This is a genomic window from Euzebya pacifica, from assembly GCF_003344865.1.
GTDB classification, from domain to species: Bacteria; Actinomycetota; Nitriliruptoria; order Euzebyales; family Euzebyaceae; genus Euzebya; species Euzebya pacifica.
The window spans coordinates 4,322,732-4,341,091 of sequence record NZ_CP031165.1; the positions used below are offsets into that span (position 1 = coordinate 4,322,732).

Genomic DNA, 18,360 nt, shown 5'->3' on the forward strand with positions numbered 1-18,360 from the left:
GCTCAGCGATTGCGTGGAGTGGTGCCCTCTTCGGAGCGGGCGGCCATCGACGCGTCCGCAGCATCAGCCTGCTTGGCACGGATGTATAGCAGGTAGATGCCGGCGATGTTGCCGATGACGAAGCCGACGACCATGAACACGGGTTCCGTCCCGACCAGGCGGTCGATCAGGAATCCGATTCCACCCCAGGTGAAGATTGCTGCCAGGAGGTCGGCTGTGTATGCGAAGGACTTGTCGGCCTTGGCCGACCCGAGGGCATCGAGAGGTGATCCGCTCATGGTGATTGCCTTCCAGGTCGTCGTTGACCGGCCCGGTCCGGGGGGTCCGTTGGAACCGCCCGTCCTCGAGCTTGTGAAAACATACACAAGCTTCCGCGAACGGGCAAATGGTACGGCCCGAGCAGCCTACCGGGGTCCGACGCCCGTGGGGTGGCGAACGACGTTGTCGCCACTCTCGACCGCCTTCTCGCGACGATTCGTCCGCCAACCCTGCACGAGGAGCGCCAGGACGAGCAGAATGAACAGCCCTCCCGTCACCGAGAGAACGAGCGTCGGATCGCCGAGCGAGGGGCCGACCACCGCCGCTGCCAGCAGCGCCGAGCAGCTGTAGAGCACCAGGACCGCTCGTCGCTGGCTGTGGCCGAGCTCGAGGAGGCGGTGGTGCAGGTGCTTCTTGTCGGCCGCCGCGATCGACTGGCCGCTGCTGACGCGACGGACGATCGCGAGCACGGTGTCGATGAACGGGACCGCCAGCACGAGCGCCGGGATGAGGGCCGGGACCGACACGGCGAAGAAGTCGGTGGAGGTCGGCGCGACGGTGTTGCCGATGGCGCTGACCCCGGCCGCACCCATCAGCAGGCCGAGCAGCATGGCGCCGGTGTCCCCCATGAAGATCGACGCCGGGTTGAAGTTGAAGAAGAGGAAGCCGACGCACGCCCCGGTGACCGCGGCGAGGACGAGGCCGGCAGCGGAGGTGGCCGAGGCGACCGGGACGGGGCCGAGCTCGGAGTAGGCGAACAGCGCGATGGCCGCGATGGCCACGATCCCGGCGGCAAGGCCGTCGAGGCCGTCGACGAGGTTGACGGCGTTGATCATCGCGACGACCAGCACGATGGTCAGCAGCGCCGCGGCATCGGGCGACAACGACACGATGTTGCCGCCGCCGAAGGGGATGTAGACGAACCGCAGGGTCACGCCGAACAGGACGAGCGTCCCGGCGGCGAGGATCTGTCCGGCCAGCTTCGCGGCAGGGGTCAACCCTCGGGTGTCGTCGATCAGCCCCACGTAGACGATGACCAACGCCGCGAGGAGGATGGCCTCGGGCTCCGACGTCGTGCGGAACAGCTCGTCGAAGGTGCCCAGGCCGTTGGCCACCGCATAGGCCCCCATCAGGCCGCCCAGCATCGCCAGACCACCCAGCTCCGGCGTCGGGGTCGAGTGGATGTGGCGGTCGCCGGGAACCTTCACCGCACCGACGGCGTGGGCGATCCGCTTGACCACGGGCGTGGCCAGCACCGTCACCAGCAGGCTGGCAACGGCGATCAGCAGGTTGTCGAGGAGTGCCTGATCCATCGGTGGGCCTCGACGCTACCGCGCACCGGCCGGGGCCGGTGCGCGTGGGTGTGTCCGCCCGGCCGCTTCGGGGCGGGCCGATTGGCCTCGAGGGTCCTAGGCCTGTGCGGCGGGCTCGGGGTAGGCCGGGAAGTTCGCGGACAGCTCCGCGACCTCCTTGCGGACGGTGTCGACCTCGCCCTCGTCCTTCAGAACGCGCACGATGAAGCTGGCGATCCGGCCCATCTCCTCGGTGCCCATGCCGACCGTGGTGGCGGCGGCGGTGCCGACGCGGATGCCGGAGGCGACCATCGGCGGACGCGGGTCGAAGGGGATGGCGTTCTTGTTCAGCGTGATGCCGGCGGCGTCGCAGCGGGCCTCGGCGTCGGCGCCGGTGATGTCCAGGCTCTGCAGGTCCGCCAGCAGGTAGTGGATGTCGGTGCCGCCGGAGACGATGCGGACGCCGTGGTCCTCCAGCGCTGCGGCCAGCGCACGGGCGTTGGCGACCACGTTGGCGGCGTACTCGGCGAACGACGGCTGCATGGCCTCCTTGAAGGAGACAGCCTTGGCGGCGACGACGTGCTCGAGCGGGCCGCCCTGCATCATCGGGAAGACGGCCTTGTCCACGGCCTTGGCGTGCGCCTCGGTGGACAGGATCGTGCCGCCGCGGGGACCGCGCAGGGTCTTGTGGTTGGTGAACGTGGTGACGTCGGCGTGCGGGACCGGCGAGGGATGTGCCCCACCGGCAACGAGGCCGGCGAAGTGGGCGGCGTCGACCATCAGGACTGCGCCGACCTCGTCGGCGATCGCGCGGAAACCGGCGAAGTCCCAGTGCCGCGGGTAGGCCGTCGCGCCGGCGATGATCAGCTTGGGGCGGCGCTCCAGGGCGATGGCCCGGACCTCGTCCATGTCGATGATCTGGTCGGACTCGCGGACGCCGTAGGCGGCGATGTCGAACCACTTGCCGGAGAAGTTGACCTTGGACCCGTGGGTCAGGTGGCCGCCGTGGGGCAGGGACATCGCAAGGACGGTGTCACCGTGCTGGACACCCAGGGCGAAGATCGCGGCCATGTTGGCCTGGGCGCCGGCGTGCGGCTGGACGTTGGCGTGCTCGGCCCCGAACAGCTCCTTGGCCCGCTCGATGGCGAGGGACTCGGCGACGTCGACGAACTCACAGCCGCCGTAGTACCGCTTGCCCGGATACCCCTCGGCGTACTTGTTGGTCAGGACGCTGCCCTGGGCGGCGAGGACCGCCGGCGAGGTCAGGTTCTCCGACGCGATCAGCTGCAGGTGGGTGCGCTGGCGGTTCAGCTCGCTGGTGATCGCCGCGGCGATCTCCGGGTCCTGTGCTTCCAGCTGCGCCCAGTCGGGGCCGTAGTAGGTCATGTCGTGCAGCGTACCGCCGAGCCCATGGCCAGTTCGAGGCCACCGGCCCGGCGGTCCCCCCGGACCGTGTCAGTCGTCCCGCCCGCTGCGCCCGACCGCCCGCAACACGCTCGCGAAGGCCTCCGCGTGGTCGGTGAAGCCGATGTGCCCGCCGGGGAACATCGTGGGCTCGAGGCCGAGCTCCTCGGCGAGGCGACGCGAGGTCCGGTCACACAGCTCTCCGGTCGACTCCTCACCGATGCCGACGACGATCGGCACCTCGCAGCTGCGCAGGCGGTCCAGCGGCGGTTCCCAGAACGAGGTCTCCACGAGCATGTTCTCGACACCGAAGGCCTCGTCCTCGGCGTCGCGCCCCTCCGGTTCCTGGCCGAAGACCCCGGCGAACACCTCGTCGGGTACGTGGATGTTCGCCTGGTCCAGGAACAGGCGCCAGTAGCCCTCGCGATCGCCCGCGGTGAACCGTCGGACCATCTCCTCGGTGCCGACGCGCAGATCCCGGGCGTCGGGCAGGAGCACGCACAGGGGCGGTTCGTGGGCCACGACGACCTCCAGGAGCTCGGGGCGGGTCGCGGCCAGCGCGAGGGCGCTGACCGCGCCACCGCTGGATCCGACGACGGTTGCCGGGCCGGCGTCCACCTCCTGCAGGACGGCGGCGAGGTCGGCTGCCCGCTGATCAGGGGTGACGTGCGCGGTCCGGTCGGCGACGGTGCTGCGGGCGACACCCCGGGGATCGGCGGTCAGGACCGTCCAGTCGGCGGCCAGGACCTCGGCGAGCCCCTCGAAGGACCGGGAGTCCATCGGGGCGGCGTGCAGGGCGATGAGCGGCCCGTCACCGCGGAGGGTGGCGGCGATGGTCGCGCCATCGACCTCGACGGTCATCGGTCGGGCGGTGGCGGTGGTGGATGGCATATCGAGGACTCCTCGGGGGACAACTTTTCTGGACGTTCGTGTCCAATCTAGTCCGATTGGACATTCGTGTCTAGAATCGCTGGCCATGGATGCCGAAGCACAGCCGCCGGGGTCGAGTCGTGGCGTTCGGGGGCCGTCGCGTCGCAAGCGCCGAGCCGTGCTCGACGCAGCCTTCGAGGTCTTCCTCCAGCACGGGTTCGAGGGCGCGACGCTCGAACAGGTCGCCGAGCACGCCGGGGTGTCGCGGCAGACCGTGTACGCGCACTTCCGTGGGGAGGAGGAAGGGGTCAAGGAGACCCTCTTCCGGGCGATGGTCGCCGAGTTCGTCGCCCAGCCGGACAACGCGCATCCCCTGTCCACCAGCCTCGGGAGCAGCGAGGACGTCGAGGCGGACCTCCGCACCTACGCCCGCCACCACCTGCAGCTCGTCATGCGTCCGGAGCTCCTGCGGCTGCGGCGGATGATGATCGGCGAGGCCGAGCGGTTCCCCGCCCTTGCCGACGAGTGGTTCACCAACGGACCCGAACGATCCTTCGAGCTCTTCGCCGGCTGGTTCGCCGAGCTGCACGCCCGCGGGACGCTGACGGTTCCCGACCCCGACGTCGCCGCCCGGACGTTCAACTGGCTGGTCCTCTCCACGCCCCTGAACGAGGCCATGGCCCGCCCGCACCGCACCTGGACGCCTGCGGAGCTCGAGGAGTGGGCCGATGAGGCGGTCCGGGTGTTCCTCGCCGGGCACCGCTGAGCCCTGCTCACCCGCGGCCGCTCCTGCCCGCGGGTCGAGGGGTCAGCCGGGGTTTCCGGCGGACCTGCCTACCTGACGTCGTCCTGTGCTCGCTCGATGTCGTGGATGAGCGCGATCCGCTGTTCGTGGCGACCGCCCTCGAAGTCGGTGGTCAGCCACAGCTCGAGGATCTCGTCGGCCATGTGGGGCGTGACGACGCGGGCGCCCATCGCGATGACGTTGGCGTCGTTGTGCTCGCGCGACAGCCGAGCGGTCCAGAGGTCGTTGCACAACGCCGCGCGGATCCCGTCCACCTTGTTGGCCGCGATCTGCTCGCCCTGGCCGGACCCGCCGAGGACGATGCCGCGGTCGGCATGGCCGCTGGCCACCGCACGGCCGACGGACGCCATGATCGGCGGGTAGTCGACCCGCTCGACGGAGTCGGTGCCGTGGTCGTCGACCTCGTGGCCGAGGCCGGCGAGGGTCGTCTTCAGGTGTTCCTTGAGGTCGTAGCCGGCGTGGTCGGCCCCGATGGCGATGCGCATGACAGGAGACCCTACCGGCTCGGCAGGGCCTCCTCGTCGTCTGCGGATCGGCTAGGCGGCCGGGTCGAGCACGACCTTGGTGTAGCCGTCCTCGCGCTTGTCGAAGCGGGCGTAGGCGTCGGGGGCCTCCTCCAGCGGAACACGCTTGGAGACCACGAACGACGGCTCCGCACGGCCGGCGATGATCAGGTCCCGCAGCTGGCGGTTGTGTGCCTTGACGTCGGCCTGGCCCGTCCCCATCTTCAGGCCCTTCTCGAAGAAGGTGCCGATGTCGAACAGCAGGCGGCCGTTGGCGGCCTCCTCGGTGGGAGCACCGGGGTCGGATGGCACGTACAGGCCCACCACGCCGAGGCGGCCGGTCGCGCGGGTGGAGGTGACGAGGTTGTTGAGGATCATCGCGGGCACCTCGTCCTCACCGTCGGGCTTCTGCGCCTGGTAGCCGACGGCGTCGATGCCGGTGTCGGTCCCGCCGTCGGTCGCGTCGAGGATGAACTCGGGGGCGTCGACCTCGGCGAAGTTCACCGGGATGGCGCCGGAGTGTTCCTCGGCCAACCGCAGGCGTTCCTCGACCTTGTCCACGACATAGATCTCCGAGGCCCCGCGGAGACGAGCGGAGTAGGCCGCCATCTGCCCGACCGGGCCGGCGCCGTACACCGCGACGGTGTCGCCGGGGCCGACGCCAGCCAGCTCGGTTGCGTGGTAACCGGTGGGGAAGATGTCGGCGAGCATCGCGAAGTCGTGCTCGTGCTCCTCCCCCTCGGGCAGGCGCAGCGCGTTGAAGTCGGCGAAGGGCACCTTGAGGTACTCCGCCTGTCCGCCGCGCCACGGCCCCATCGACACGTAGCCGTACGCACCACCGGCGAAGCCCTCGTTGACGTTCAGGCAGAAGCCGGTCTTGTTGTTCTCGCAGTTCCTGCAGAACCCGCAGGCGACGTTGAAGGGCAGGACGACCCGGTCGCCCTTCTTCAGGTCCGAGACCCCGGCGCCGACCTCCTCGACGACGCCCATGTTCTCGTGGCCGAAGACGATGCCGGGTTCGGCGCCGGTACGACCCTCGTACATGTGCAGGTCCGAGCCGCAGATCGCCGAGGTCGTGATGCGGATGATGGCGTCGGTCGGAGCGTCGATCGTGGGGTCCTCGACGTCCTCGACCCGGACGTCGCGTTCGCCGCGGTAGACAACTGCCTTCATGGGTCCTCCAGTGGGGTGGTTGTACGAGGCTGTCCTCGACATTCCGTGTTCCCGCTGCCTGCACGGCGAAACACCACCGGCCACCGGGGTTGCGGAGTCCTTGGCTGCGTCGTCCCGAGGGTTTCGGCGACGAAGTCGGTGGCTACGGTCTCGGTCGGGGGGACGCGATGCGTCACACGCCCCGACCCTCGAACCGCTCTTGACCGGAGGCCCTTTCCATGCCCGACCGCAGTCCACTCCATGACCGCCGCGTGCTCGTGACCGGGGCATCATCGGGCATCGGACGCGCGATCGCGATCGCCTGTGCGGACGCGGGCGCCCGGGTCGCAGGGATCGCCCGCCGTGCCGAACGCCTGGAGGCGCTGTCGGACGCCCACGGTGTGGTCCCGGTCGCCGGTGACGTGACGGCCGACGGCGCGTCCTCCCTCGTCGCCTCCGCCGTGGACGCCCTGGGCGGTCTGGACGTGCTCGTCAACGCCGCCGGAATCGCACGGATGGGGCTCATCGCCGACACCGATCCGTCGGACTGGCGAGCCATGTTCGACGTGAACGTGCTCGGGTTGCTGGAGGTCACCCAGGCCGCGCTGCCGGCGCTGAAGGACGGCGGAGGGTCGATCGTCAACATCTCCTCGATGTCGGGACGACGGATCCCGGCGGCGGAGGGTGGGGTCTACTCCGCCACGAAGTTCGCGGTGCACGCCATCAGCGAGGCGCTGCGCATGGAGCTGCAGGAGTCCGGAGTGCGGGTCACGACCATGGCGCCCGGGTTCGTGTCCACCGAGATCTTCGATGACCGCCCGGACTCTGCGGTGACCGAGCGCTACCGGAAGATGGCCGCAGGCGTCGGCATGGAGGCCGAGGACGTGGCCGCGGCCGTGCTGCACGCCCTGACCGCGCCTGCGTCGGTCGGGATGGTGGAGATCGCCATGGTCCCGATGTCGCAGAGCGACGAGGCCTATCGCGACGCCGTCGGCGACAAGGACTAGGTCGCGGGCCCGTCGGGGGTGGACGGGCGGTCCTCGTCGCCGTCGGGGGCGTCGTCGGGGGCGTCGTCGGGGTTCCGGACGTCGTCGGTCTCCGGGGACTCCACGGTGACCGCAGCCTCGTCGAGGGCGGGGTCTCGGTCCTCGACCTCGTCCTGTGTCGAGCCCTCCACCTCCTGGACGAGCTCGGCCTCGGCGACCGCATCGGCGGAGTCAGCCTCGCCGTCTCCGGCAGGGGTATCTGCCGGTTCGTCGGCGTCGGCACCGTCGGACGCCTCGGTAGGGTCATCGACCGGCAGCATGGACGGGTCGGGGCGTTCGCCCCATTCCAGCTCGCCGGAGGCGACCAGGTGGATGTGGTCCTCGGGCACGACGCCCTCGCGGTGCACGACCGGGGACGGGCCGGTCGCGTCGACGATGGTGGACACACGTCCGTCGAGCTCCCCGCCGTCGAGGTAGACGGGAACCAGGACGCCGAGCTGTGCCTTCGCCTCCTCCACCGTCGTGGGTCTCGGCTGGGAGAGGCGGTTGGCCGCGGTGCAGGCCAGGGGGCCGACGGCGCCGATCAGGTCACGGACGAACTCGTCGGCCGGCTGGCGCAGCTGCACGGTGCCCTTGGCGTTGCCGAGGTCCCATGCCAGGTCGACCGTTGCGGGCAGCACCAGGGTGAGGTCGCCGGGCCAGTAGGCGGCCATCAGCCGGTCGGCCCAGTCCGGGACGTCACCCGCAAGCGCACCGACCTGCCGCTCGGACCGCAGCAGGACCGGCAGCGGCGTGACCCGGCTGCGACGGCGGGCCGCGAAGATCCGCTGCGTGGCCGCAGTACGGAAGGCATCGGCCACGATGGCGTAGACGCCTCCGACGGGCAGGACCACGACCGACCCTGCCTGCAGGGTCTCGGTGGCCTTCGCCAGCGCCCCGTCGCGGTCCTCGGACAGGCTGATGATGGTGCTCACAGCAGGGAGGATGCCAGCCGACCGGGCCGGTCGCGCAGCCCGGTCACGCCCGTCGGGCCATTGCGAACCGGTCGCGGCCGGTCAGGTCGGGTTCGACCGACGAGGATCCGACGTGATGGGCCAGCGCCTGGGCCGTCTGGTCCACGCGCGAGGGATCGTCCTCGATCACGATCCAGCCGCCCGGGCGCAGCCAGTGGGGGGCGGCGGCGACCAGGTCGGCGATGACCTCCCAGCCGGACTCGCCACCGACGAGCGCCTCGTAGGGGTCGTGGTCCCGCACCTCCGGGTCGACCGCAGCCATCTGGCTGGGGTCGAGGTAGGGCGGGTTGCAGACGATGACGTCCACGGTGCCGAGCAGGCTCGGGTCGACCCCGGCGAAGAGCGAGGCGTGGTGCACCTCGACCTGAGGGTGAGGTCGAGCGTTGCGCCTCGCGAGCGCGACCGCACGGGGGTTGATGTCGGTTGCCACGATGCGAGAGGCCCCAGTTTCGTGGGCGATCGCGCAGCTGATGGCCCCGGTGCCCGTGCACGGCTCGATGACGATCGCCCCGTCGGTGAGGCGGTCGATGGCGAGGCCGGCCAGGACCTCCGTCTCCGGTCGAGGCACGAACACGCCAGCTGCCACCTCCACCTCGATCCAGCGGAACGGCGCCGTGCCGAGGATCAGCTGGAGGGGCTCGCGGCGTTCCCGGCGGATCACGGCGTCGGCGAGGGCGGCAGGGTTGCTGGGAAAGCCTTCCAGCAACCAGCGGGCGTCGGCCTCGGGACTCGGTACCCCGGCGGCGCGCAGCCGCTCGACCACCTCGAGCCGCGTCAGACCGGCCTTGGGGCCGCTGGGTGTTTCGGTCTCGGCGGGGTCGGTCCGGTCGTGGTCGGTCATCGCCGGCTCACGGTATCGGCCCGAGCAGGGCAGGGCACATGGGTACGCCCCCGGCTGGAGGAGCCGGGGGCGTGGGGCGGACCGAGTCGTGGCCGGACGACTGGTCCTCGTGGTGGTCTGTGTCCTCGGTCGTCTCGTTGGGTTTGAGGAGCGCCTCAGGCGGCGAGCTTGCCCGTGACCTCGGCGAAGAAACGTCCGTAGGAGTTGGCGATGGAGATCTCGTGCTCCGACAGGCCGTCCTTCTCCTCACCCTGCGGAGACCAGTGGGAGGGGCCGTAGGGGCCACCACCCGAGCGGGTCTTGCTGGCGGCGTCGTCGCTGTAGCCCATGGGGACGATGAGCATCCCGTGGTGGTAGGCGAAGGTCGACATCGTCAGGATCGTCGACTCGAACCCGCCGTGCATGGTCGATGCACCGGTGAAGAAGCCAGCGGTCTTGCCGACGAGGGCACCGGATGCCCAGAGCGGGCCGGTCTGGTCCAGGAACGACGACATCTGCGAGGTCCGGTTCCCGAAGCGCGTCGGCGAGCCGAAGATGATCCCGTCGAACTCGGCGAGCTCGTCGATGGTCGCCAGCGGGACGGTCGACAGCGCGTCCTGAGCCTGGGCGGCACCCGCGTCGGCCAGCTGCCCCTCGCTCATCAGCTCGGGAACCCTCCGCAGCTGCGGCTTCCCCTCCCCCTTCTCGACGCCAGCGGCGATCTGCTCCGCCAGGTCGTGGGTGTGTCCGTACATGGAGTGGAAGATGATTCCGATGTCAGCGCTCATTGGGGTGACTCCGAGATATTGGTTCAAGTTCGTACGTTGGAGTGGTAGCCGATCACACCGATCCGCAAACGTTGCGCCCCCTCCCCTGTCACCCCAGTGGCCGACTCGCCGTCCCCGCCCTCACCGGCTTCCAGCCTGGCCCGCTGGGGTGGCCCCCGGGATGGAATCGACTCCGGCTGCGGATCCCCACCTGACGGATTTGCCTCGCCACGCGACGGAATCGCCTCACGTGCTCCACACGTTCTTCGTCGAACACGGAGGTCTGGCGATGGAATCGCCGCAGCCGACCCTGGATCCCCCGTCCGATGAGGCGATTCCGTCGCTCTGGCCGGCCGAATGCGTTTGAACTCCCGGACACGTCGCGAGCCTCTCGAGCGGTGAAGCGAGCCGGTCAGCCAAGCGGGACAAGGGTCCGGAGGGGTGTCCTCCTCCCTTGCTGGCGAGGCAACTCGGGTCTACGGATCAGGCCCTCCTTGACCAGCATCTCGCGTTCCAAGCGGATCCCGTGGACCAGCTCCGCCGTCCCGGCAGGGTCGTTCAGCATCGACTTCGTGATCGCCAAGGAGTCCCACCCTCTCCTGCGGAAATCGGCGTTGCGAAGCCCGTCCTCATCGATGCGGTCCGCGTGGTAGAGCTCGCTCTGGTACTCGAGGACGAGCGCGGCGAAGACGTAGGCGAAGTCGGCGCGGAACCGATCCGTGATCTGCACCTGCGCATCTGGCGCCGGCGGGAACCGGCCGAAGACATCCGAGAACAGCGCCCACTCCGCCGGGCTCTCCACGTCAAGGAGTCCCTGGCTCGCCAGCTCTAGCATGCGCAGCGACCCACGGTCGCCCAGCTCTTTCCAGCGTCTGACGAGGTCTCCGACTCTCAGGCGTAGGGCGTTCATGGTGAGGTAGGCGTGATGCGCAACCTGTTCGGGCGGCAGGCACTCGACCACGAGTGCGTCGGCAAGCGCCCGAGCCGGCTCGGCAATCCGGATACCTCTGACCCGGCTGTGGCCGACGGCATCGAGGTGGTGGACCTGCTTGACCAAGAAGGGCTCGGTCCTGACACGTACCCGGCTGGCCCAAGGAATGAGAACGGTGGGAGGTGTCTCCTGCGGTTGGATCGCGCCAAGGACCTCGAGCGCAGCAGTGCCGCTGACGAGTGGGACGGGCATCTTGCGGGACCGCGCGAAATACCCCTCGGCCAGGTGCTGCCGTTCGAGGGGATGTCGCGTCCGGAGTTCGTCGCGATACCAACCCGGCGCAAGCCTCGTGATCAGCTCGGCGGTCACCCAGCGATGGATGGCCCCGTCGTTGAACCCAGCCCTGAACGCTTGCTTGCGACAGAAAAGACCGGCCGGGTGGCGGGCCGTCAGGTCGGAGATGGGGTCGGGCAACACGTCCGATCACCATGCCGGCTCCGCGCCGCGGATCACGCTCGAAGTGTGACCCAGCTGTGGACAACTCCGGCGTCACGGACGGATTCGCCTCAGCCGGGCGGCACAGGCGGGCTCGGTGAGGCGATTCCGTCGGCTGAACGGCGCAACTCCGGGCTCCAGCGGCCTTTGGGTGAGGCGAAACCGTCACGCCGTGAGGCGAATCCGTCGGAACCGGGGTCCCGACCGTGGGCGGGCCCGCAGCCCGACCGACGAACCGAACCGGGGGGCGGGCCGACGACGGGGTCCGGGGGTCAGGCGTCTTCGGTGAGGGCCTGGAGCTTCTGGGCCTGTTCCTGGCGGATGAGGGCGTCGAAGAGCTCGTCGAGCTTGCCCTCGAGGACGCCGGAGAGGTCGTTGGTCTTGAAGCCGATGCGGTGGTCGGCCACGCGGGAGTCCGGGAAGTTGTAGGTCCGGATCTTCTCCGACCGGTCGCCGGTGCCGATCTGGCTGGCGCGGGCGTCGGCGCGTTCGGCGGCCATGCGGTCCTTCTCGGCCTGCAGCAGGCGGGCCTTGAGGACGCGCAGCGCCTTCTCCTTGTTCTGCAGCTGGCTCTTCTCGTCCTGCATCGCGACGACCACGCCGGTCGGCACGTGGGTGATCCGCACGGCGGAGTCCGTCGTGTTGACCGACTGCCCACCGGGCCCCGACGACCGGTACACGTCGATCTTCAGGTCCGACGGGTCGATGTGGACGTCGACGTCCTCGGCCTCGGGCATCACGGCAACCGACGCGGTGGAGGTGTGGATGCGGCCGCCCGACTCGGTCTGGGGGACGCGTTGCACGCGGTGGACCCCCGACTCGTGCTTCAGCACCGAGTAGGCACCGGTCCCGTTGACCTCGAAGGTGACTTCCTTGACCCCGCCGACGTCGTTCTCCGACACGCTCAGCCGGGCGACCTTCCAGCGACGCCCCTCCGCGTACCGGGTGTACATGCGCTCGAGCTCCGCAGCGAACAGCCCGGCCTCGTCACCACCGGCGCCGGCCCGGATCTCGAGGATGACGTTCTTGTCGTCCATCGGGTCCTTGGGCAGCAGGAGGACCTTCAGCTGGCCCTCCATGCCCTCGGCCTGCGCACGGTTGGCCTTGGCCTCGGCGAGCATGCTGTCGCCCTCGGCGCCGTCGCTGAGCTCGGCGAGCTCCTCGGCCGCCCCGGCGTCCTCCAGCAGCTGCTGGTACCGCGCATAGACCTTGACGACCTCGTTCAGCTCGGCGTGCCGCTTGGCGGTGGAGGTGTAGCGCTCCTGGTCACCGAGCACCGCCGGGTCGGTCATGTCCATCTCGAGCTCGGCGTGGGTGGCCACGAGCTCCTCGAGACGCTGACGCATCGAATCGTCGATCATGTCGCGGCCCCGCTCAGGCGATCGTCGAGCCGGGGTCGACCCCGGAGTCGTCGACCGCGTCCACGCCAGGGGGCGGCGGCACGACGGCCTCGTCGCGGGGCAGGCCGACGACCTCGGTCGTCGTGTCCGGCCCCCACACCACGGGGGAGGGAAGGTCGGTCGTGCGTCCGGCCAGGTGGGCGGTGGGGACGACGGCCTCGAAGGCGCGGATGGCGACCTCGACCTGCTCGTCGTCGGGCTCCTTGGTGGTGATCTTCTGCAGCCACAGGCCGGGGGTGGCCAGCGCCCGCATCACCGGGTTGGTCTGGTCGGCCCCGAGGCGCAGGACCTCGTAGGCCAGGCCAGCCACCACCGGCAGCAGGATCACGCGCAGGGCGACCTGGTAGCCGAGGAAGGCCATGAAGTTGGCCCCCTCCGGCGAGGGGAAGATGATGCCGGCGGTGGTGTAGATCACGATCGCCAGCAGCATCACGATCAGCAGGAAGTTGGTCCCGCAGCGGGGGTGCTTGGTGGAGTAGGGCTGGATCGCCCCGGCCCGGAGCGGCTCGTCGTGCTCCCAGGCGAGGATCGTCTTGTGCTCGCCGCCGTGGTACTGGAACACCCGCCGGATGTCGCTGAGCATCGAGATGCCGCCGAGGTACAGCAGGAAGATGCCCAGGCGCACCACGCCCTCGACCAGGTGGAAGGTGATCGAGTCACCACCGCCCAGCGGTTCCTCCACCGCGGCCAGCCCGAGGTTGGGCAGCACGATGAAGATGCCGACGAAGGCCAGCAGGGCGATCGCGAGGGATCCGCCCATCTCGCCCTTGGACAGCTGCTCCTCGTCGTCGACCGCCGCGTTGGCGGAGATCGTCAGCGCCCGGGTGCCGATGGTCAGCGCGTCGACCAGGCCCCACATGCCGCGAAGCATGGGCTTGGTCCAGATCGGCTTGCGCTGGGGCAGGTCGCTGACGGGGTGCCGCTCGAGGTAGATCGTCCCGTCGGGACGACGGACGGCGACCGCCCATGTCTTCTGGCCCCGCATCATCACGCCCTCCATGACGGCCTGGCCGCCATAGAAGTGCTGGTGCGGGGTCTTGCTGCTGGTGTGGTCGCTCATGTCCTGCTCAGTGTCGCTCACCGTGTGCTGGAACCCCCGGCACCGGCAAGGTAGGTAGCGTTGTCCAGGGTGCCCTCGAGGTCGCTGGCGATCGTGCGCGCAGCCTCGTCGTGGGGCAGGTCGGCCAGGCGCTTGCGGACCGCCCAGATCGCCTGGAGGGTCTCGTCGTCGACGAGGAGCTCCTCGCGGCGGGTGGCGGAGGTGTCGGGCCGCACGACGGGTCGCAGGTGCGGGGCCACGTCGCCGTCGAGATGGATGACCGCGTTGGCCGTCCCGAGGAACTCCTCGAGGATGGCCTCGTCGACCGCGCTGCCGTCGCCGGTCAGCATGGCCGCCACGATGGTCAGCGAGCCGCCGTCCTCGATCTTGCGGGCGCTGCCGAAGAACCGCTTGGCCGGGTACAGCGACGTGGCGTCGATGCCCCCGCTGCCGTAGGCACGGGTCAGGCGCGTCAGCGAGTCGACGAGCACAACGACGTCGTGGCCGAGCTCGACCAGCCGACGGGCACGCTCCATGGCGAGCTCCGCGACCTGGGTGTGGTCCTCGACCGGCCGGTCGAAGGTGCTGGCGATGACCTCACCGGGGATGGCGCGCTTCACGTCGGTGACGTCCTCGGGACGCTCGTCGATCAGCAGGACCATCAGGTGGGCCTCGGGGGCGTTGGTGGCGATCGCCTGGCCGATGCCCTTGAGGGTGTCGGTCCGGCCGGCCGCCGGCGGCGCCACGAGGAGGGCACGCTGGCCCCGGCCGATCGGGGCGAGCAGGTCGATGGCACGCAGGACCGTCGGGGCCTTCTCGGTCTCGAGGCGCAGCTGCTCGCTGGGGTAGACCGGCACGAGGTCGCGGAAGTCGGGCCGCTCGGGCACCTGTCCGCCCTCGAGCTCGCCGCCGTTGACCTTCTGCACGTGGTGCAGCGCGGGCACCTTCTCGTTGTTGCGCTGCTGGCGGATGGGACCCTGCACGACGTCGCCGCGGCGCAGCCCGTGCTTGCGGATCTGCCCCTGGGAGACGTAGACGTCGCGGTCGCCGGGGGTGTAGCCGGTCGTGCGGAGGAACCCGTAGCCCTCGGGGAGGATGTCGAGCACGCCGGCCCTGACCTCTCCGGGCTCGTTGCCGCCCCCGCCGCCGCTGCCGCCCTGCTGGTTCTCCTGCTGGGCACGCTCGCGGTTGCGCTTGCGACGGTCCCGACGGCTGCGACGCTTGCGGTTCGCCGCGTCGTCATCGTCGTCGTCGTCATCGTCGTTGGAGGAGTCGTTGTCGGACCGGGGGGCGTCGGAACGGCCGCGGTCGTCGTCCTTGCGGCCACCGTCGCGTGGCCGGTCCTCGCCCTTGCCGCCGGCGTTGCTGTCGCGACCGCTGTCACGACCCCCGCTGTCACGACCGGAATCACGGCCGCCACTGTCACGGCCGCCACTGTCACGGCCGCCACCGTCACGGCCGCCACCGTCACGACCGCCACTGTCACGACCACCACCGGAATCACGGCCACCGTCACGGTTGCCGTCCGACTTGCCACCCCGGGCGCGGTTGTTGCCGTTGTCGCCGCTGCGGTTGGCACCACGGGACGTGTTGCGCTCGCGGGAGCGGGTGCGCTCCTCCGGCTGCGACTTCTCCGCGGACTTCTTGTCCGCCTGCCCCTTCTCGGAGCCGCTGTCGCCGCCTGCGTCGGACTGGCGAGCGCTGGGGGGCAGCACCTTGCGGGCCGTCTCCTCCCTCGCCGCCCGCGCAGCGGCGTCCTCGCCAGCAGGTGCGGCGTCGGAGGCCGCGTCCTCGCCGGACTGGCCCTCGGTGTCACGAGCGCGGGTTCGGGTGCGCGAACGCGTCCGATCGGCGTCGGCGTCGTCGACCTCGGTCGTGTCGGCCGCGCCGTTCGTGGACGCGGCTGCCTGGCCGGTGGCCGATTCGACGATCGCGTCGATCAGCTCGGCCTTGCGAAGCTTCTGGAACCCGCGCATGTTGAGATGCGAGGCGATGTCCTTCAGCTCGGTCATGGGCTTGCGAGCCAGGACGCTGCGATCCATGCCCTCTCCTGTGTGGTTCTCAGGCACTGGGCGACGTCTCGATCACGTCACCCCATTGGCGTGTCGACCCACGCATGCGGGTCGAGATGGTCGTCGGGAACAAGTGTGGAGCGAGGGAACCCTCGGCGATCCAGCTCTGCTGGAGTGCGGCGTCCCGGCTCGCCGCTTGACGAAGCATACCGGTCGCCGAGGGACGGCAACAAGGTTGCCCGTCGAGACTCAGGCCGGTACCGGCGCCCGGAGCACACGCGCGCCGGCCAGGTTCCACCTGGCCACGAGCACCTCGACGGCCCCGTCGACGGCATCGACGACGTCGGTCACAAGCGTCAGCCGGGAGGGGTCGTCCAGCAGCGCCAGCACCGACGGCCCCGCCCCCGACAGCGCCGCGGGCACACCCGCGTCGCGGAGGCCGGCGACCAGCTGTCCGCTCGTTGTCATGATGGCCAGGCGAGGGGGTTCGTGCAGCTCGTCGACCATCGCATCGGCGCGCAGCGGGAGCAGCCCGGCCAACCCCGCGAAGGTCGCGACCGCGCGGGCACCGTTGGCCGCGGCGACCTGCAACGGCACCTCGACGGGCAGCACCCCCCGAGCGTGCCCGGTGTTCTGCCGGGTCGTGGGGATCAGCAGGACAGGGACGAGCCCCGGGTCCGGGGTGACCCGCTGGAACCCGCCCTCGGGCAGGCACGCCACGAGGCCACCGGCGATGGCCGCAGCGGCGTTGTCGGGGTGTCCCTCCAGCTGCGTGGCCAGCTCCAGCACGTCGGCGTTGCCTCCGGGCCCCCCGACCAGCGCGCGGCCGAGCGCCAGCCCGGCAACCGCGGCTGCGGAGGAGGATCCCATGCCCCGCTCCAGCGGGATGGCGCTGTGCACGTCGATGGAGACGTCGGGGACCGCGGCGCCGACGCGTTCGCACCAGGCCACCACGGCACGCCAGACGAGGTTGTCCTCACCGGTCGGCAGCTCACCGGCACCCAGGCCGTGGGAGGTGACCCGTTGGGGTCCCGGTTCCCTGGCGACGGCCAGCATCGGCACGTCGAGCGCCACGCCGAGCGCGTCGTAGCCGGGACCGAGATTGGCCGACGTGGCCGGCACCTCCACGACCGCGATCACCGACCGTCCATCGAGGTCGGCGTCGATGTCGACGGCCCTGACGGTGTCGGCCACCGTCGCAACGGTGTGGTCGGCTTCGGTCACGCTCACTCCTCGTACCGCCCCATCGCCTGGGGCCTAGTGCGGCAGCCGGCTGTCGGGCTGCCCTCGGCGGTCAGCCCTCGCGGCGGTCCTCCACGCGCATCGACGACGCGATGGCGTTGACGTCGCTGAGGTCCTTGAGCGCCTCCACGCACGCCCGGACGTTGCCCTCGCGGGCTGCGTGGGTGATGAGGAGCAGCTGGGCCTGGTCGCCCTCGCCCTCCTGCCACACGCTCTTGATCGACACGTCGTGGTCGCCGAAGGTCGCGGCCACGCGGGACAGGACCCCCGCCTCGTCGGCCACGTCGAGCAGCAGGTAGTACTGCACGATCTCCTCGTCGACCGGACGGATCGGCTTGTCGGCCACGGCGACCGACGGCAGCCGCTCCCCCGCCAGCATCGCCCGGGCGGCGGTGACGACGTCTCCGACGACGGCCGAGGCCGTCGGCAGCGATCCGGCGCCACGGCCGTAGAACATCAGGTCGCCGGCCGCGTCGGCCTCCACGAAGATCGCGTTGTAGGCCTCGCGGATGGACGCCAGCGGGTGCGACGTCGGGATCCACGCCGGGTGGACGCGCACGCCGATGCTGGCGTCCTCGTGCTCCTCGGCGATCCCGAGCAGCTTGATGACGTAGCCCATGCGCTTGGCGTTGGCGATGTCGGTCGCGGTGACCGACATGATGCCCTCGGTGTAGACGTCGTCGCGGACGACGTGGGCGTCGAAGGCGAGGCTCGCGAGGATCGCGGCCTTGGCGGCGGCGTCGTGGCCACCGACGTCAGCGGTGGGGTCGGCTTCGGCGTAGCCGAGGGCCTGTGCGTCGGCCAGGACGGGCGCGAGCTCGGCGCCTTCCTCCGTCATGCGGGTGAGGATGTAGTTGGTGGTGCCGTTGAGGATGCCGAGCACCTTGCGGACCCGGTCCCCCGCCAGCGACTCACGCATCGGCTTGATGATCGGGATGGCGCCGGCAACGGCGGCCTCGTACTCCAGGCGGACGGAGTGCTCCTGTGCAGCGGTCAGCAGCTCGGCGCCGTGGGTGGAAATCAGCTCCTTGTTGGCCGTCACCACGCTCTGACCGGCCTTGAGCGCCCGCGTCAGCAGCTCACGGGCCGGGTCGATCCCGCCCATGACCTCCACGACGATGTCGACGCCCTCGGCACCGACGACCGTGGAGACGTCGTCGGTGACGGCCACGTCGACATCGCGCGACTTGTTGACGTCACGCACCACGACCGGCCCGATCTCGAGCCGCGCGCCGACGCGGCCGGCGATCTCGTCGGCGTGGTCACGCAGGAGCGTCGCGACGCCGCTTCCGACGACGCCGAGGCCGAGCAGGCCGACGGTCAGGGTGCGCTGGGTGTTGGACGGGTCGTGTGCCATGCGGCCAGATGCTA

17 protein-coding genes are annotated in these 18,360 nt (G+C 70.4%); 2 read left to right on the forward strand and 15 right to left on the reverse strand.

Annotated elements, in window-relative coordinates; all coding sequences use genetic code 11:
- Nucleotides 1-2 precede the first annotated feature (2 nt).
- The 4 genes from DVS28_RS18500 to DVS28_RS18515 all read right to left on the reverse strand — a co-directional run bounded on the left by DVS28_RS18500 (nt 3) and on the right by DVS28_RS18515 (nt 3,845).
- Nucleotides 3-278, reverse strand: a complete 276-nt coding sequence (locus tag DVS28_RS18500; RefSeq protein ID WP_114592780.1) for an AtpZ/AtpI family protein — start codon at nt 276-278, stop codon at nt 3-5.
- Between the two features lie 126 nt (nt 279-404).
- Nucleotides 405-1,571, reverse strand: a complete 1,167-nt coding sequence (locus DVS28_RS18505; protein WP_114592781.1) for a glycosyltransferase family 4 protein — start codon at nt 1,569-1,571, stop codon at nt 405-407.
- 96 nt (nt 1,572-1,667) lie between these two features.
- Nucleotides 1,668-2,936: a serine hydroxymethyltransferase gene (locus DVS28_RS18510; protein WP_114592782.1), complete on the reverse strand. Its 1,269-nt coding sequence runs from the start codon at nt 2,934-2,936 to the stop codon at nt 1,668-1,670.
- Nucleotides 2,937-3,005: 69 nt separating this feature from the next.
- Entirely contained in the window at nt 3,006-3,845 is an 840-nt protein-coding gene (locus DVS28_RS18515) for an alpha/beta fold hydrolase (RefSeq protein WP_114592783.1), read from the reverse strand.
- Nucleotides 3,846-3,930: 85 nt separating this feature from the next.
- Here DVS28_RS18515 and DVS28_RS18520 point away from each other — a divergent pair, with 85 nt between their 5' ends.
- The gene (locus DVS28_RS18520) at nt 3,931-4,590 is read left to right on the forward strand and encodes a TetR/AcrR family transcriptional regulator (RefSeq protein ID WP_114592784.1); all 660 of its coding nucleotides are present in this window, start codon (nt 3,931-3,933) and stop codon (nt 4,588-4,590) included.
- 68 nt (nt 4,591-4,658) lie between these two features.
- Here DVS28_RS18520 and rpiB read toward each other — a convergent pair whose 3' ends face one another.
- Nucleotides 4,659-5,114 carry a ribose 5-phosphate isomerase B gene (gene rpiB / locus DVS28_RS18525; protein WP_114592785.1) on the reverse strand — a complete coding sequence of 152 codons (456 nt, stop codon included), beginning with the start codon at nt 5,112-5,114 and terminating at the stop codon, nt 4,659-4,661.
- Nucleotides 5,115-5,165: 51 nt separating this feature from the next.
- Entirely contained in the window at nt 5,166-6,305 is a 1,140-nt protein-coding gene (locus DVS28_RS18530; RefSeq protein ID WP_114592786.1) for a glutathione-independent formaldehyde dehydrogenase, read from the reverse strand.
- A gap of 218 nt (nt 6,306-6,523) precedes the next feature.
- Here DVS28_RS18530 and DVS28_RS18535 point away from each other — a divergent pair, with 218 nt between their 5' ends.
- Nucleotides 6,524-7,291, forward strand: a complete 768-nt coding sequence (locus DVS28_RS18535) for an SDR family oxidoreductase (protein ID WP_114592787.1) — start codon at nt 6,524-6,526, stop codon at nt 7,289-7,291.
- Here DVS28_RS18535 and DVS28_RS18540 read toward each other — a convergent pair.
- From DVS28_RS18540 to DVS28_RS18580, 9 genes are all read right to left on the reverse strand, one after another.
- Nucleotides 7,288-8,244, reverse strand: coding sequence for an L-threonylcarbamoyladenylate synthase (locus DVS28_RS18540; protein ID WP_114592788.1), 957 nt, complete (start codon nt 8,242-8,244; stop codon nt 7,288-7,290). The two genes, DVS28_RS18535 and DVS28_RS18540, sit on opposite strands and share 4 nt — an antisense overlap.
- Nucleotides 8,245-8,287: 43 nt before the next feature.
- On the reverse strand, nt 8,288-9,124 hold the full coding sequence (locus DVS28_RS18545; protein ID WP_114592789.1) for a N5-glutamine methyltransferase family protein: 837 nt from the start codon (nt 9,122-9,124) through the stop codon (nt 8,288-8,290).
- A 155-nt stretch (nt 9,125-9,279) separates the two neighbouring features.
- Nucleotides 9,280-9,891 carry an NAD(P)H:quinone oxidoreductase gene (gene wrbA, locus DVS28_RS18550; protein ID WP_114592790.1) on the reverse strand — a complete coding sequence of 204 codons (612 nt, stop codon included), beginning with the start codon at nt 9,889-9,891 and terminating at the stop codon, nt 9,280-9,282.
- A gap of 391 nt (nt 9,892-10,282) precedes the next feature.
- On the reverse strand, nt 10,283-11,170 hold the full coding sequence (locus DVS28_RS18555) for a hypothetical protein (RefSeq protein ID WP_164710745.1): 888 nt from the start codon (nt 11,168-11,170) through the stop codon (nt 10,283-10,285).
- 398 nt (nt 11,171-11,568) lie between these two features.
- Nucleotides 11,569-12,657, reverse strand: coding sequence for a peptide chain release factor 1 (gene prfA / locus DVS28_RS18560; RefSeq protein WP_281273483.1), 1,089 nt, complete (start codon nt 12,655-12,657; stop codon nt 11,569-11,571).
- Nucleotides 12,658-12,670: 13 nt separating this feature from the next.
- Nucleotides 12,671-13,756, reverse strand: a complete 1,086-nt coding sequence (locus tag DVS28_RS18565) for a DUF1385 domain-containing protein (protein ID WP_114592792.1) — start codon at nt 13,754-13,756, stop codon at nt 12,671-12,673.
- 17 nt (nt 13,757-13,773) lie between these two features.
- Nucleotides 13,774-15,777, reverse strand: a complete 2,004-nt coding sequence (rho, locus tag DVS28_RS18570; RefSeq protein WP_114592793.1) for a transcription termination factor Rho — start codon at nt 15,775-15,777, stop codon at nt 13,774-13,776.
- A 219-nt stretch (nt 15,778-15,996) separates the two neighbouring features.
- The gene (gene thrB, locus DVS28_RS18575) at nt 15,997-16,971 is read right to left on the reverse strand and encodes a homoserine kinase (protein ID WP_164710746.1); all 975 of its coding nucleotides are present in this window, start codon (nt 16,969-16,971) and stop codon (nt 15,997-15,999) included.
- A gap of 70 nt (nt 16,972-17,041) precedes the next feature.
- Nucleotides 17,042-18,346 carry a homoserine dehydrogenase gene (locus DVS28_RS18580; RefSeq protein WP_114592795.1) on the reverse strand — a complete coding sequence of 435 codons (1,305 nt, stop codon included), beginning with the start codon at nt 18,344-18,346 and terminating at the stop codon, nt 17,042-17,044.
- Nucleotides 18,347-18,360: the final 14 nt, after the last annotated feature.

Coding starts and splice junctions, on each gene's coding strand:
- DVS28_RS18500 (WP_114592780.1), bottom strand. CDS start 278: ATGAGCGGATCACCTCTCGATGCCCTCGGGTCGGCCAAGGCCGACAAG.
- DVS28_RS18505 (WP_114592781.1), bottom strand. CDS start 1,571: ATGGATCAGGCACTCCTCGACAACCTGCTGATCGCCGTTGCCAGCCTG.
- DVS28_RS18510 (WP_114592782.1), bottom strand. CDS start 2,936: ATGACCTACTACGGCCCCGACTGGGCGCAGCTGGAAGCACAGGACCCG.
- DVS28_RS18515 (WP_114592783.1), bottom strand. CDS start 3,845: ATGCCATCCACCACCGCCACCGCCCGACCGATGACCGTCGAGGTCGAT.
- DVS28_RS18520 (WP_114592784.1), top strand. CDS start 3,931: ATGGATGCCGAAGCACAGCCGCCGGGGTCGAGTCGTGGCGTTCGGGGG.
- rpiB (WP_114592785.1), bottom strand. CDS start 5,114: ATGCGCATCGCCATCGGGGCCGACCACGCCGGCTACGACCTCAAGGAA.
- DVS28_RS18530 (WP_114592786.1), bottom strand. CDS start 6,305: ATGAAGGCAGTTGTCTACCGCGGCGAACGCGACGTCCGGGTCGAGGAC.
- DVS28_RS18535 (WP_114592787.1), top strand. CDS start 6,524: ATGCCCGACCGCAGTCCACTCCATGACCGCCGCGTGCTCGTGACCGGG.
- DVS28_RS18545 (WP_114592789.1), bottom strand. CDS start 9,124: ATGACCGACCACGACCGGACCGACCCCGCCGAGACCGAAACACCCAGC.
- wrbA (WP_114592790.1), bottom strand. CDS start 9,891: ATGAGCGCTGACATCGGAATCATCTTCCACTCCATGTACGGACACACC.
- prfA (WP_281273483.1), bottom strand. CDS start 12,657: ATGATCGACGATTCGATGCGTCAGCGTCTCGAGGAGCTCGTGGCCACC.
- DVS28_RS18565 (WP_114592792.1), bottom strand. CDS start 13,756: ATGAGCGACCACACCAGCAGCAAGACCCCGCACCAGCACTTCTATGGC.
- rho (WP_114592793.1), bottom strand. CDS start 15,777: ATGGATCGCAGCGTCCTGGCTCGCAAGCCCATGACCGAGCTGAAGGAC.
- DVS28_RS18580 (WP_114592795.1), bottom strand. CDS start 18,346: ATGGCACACGACCCGTCCAACACCCAGCGCACCCTGACCGTCGGCCTG.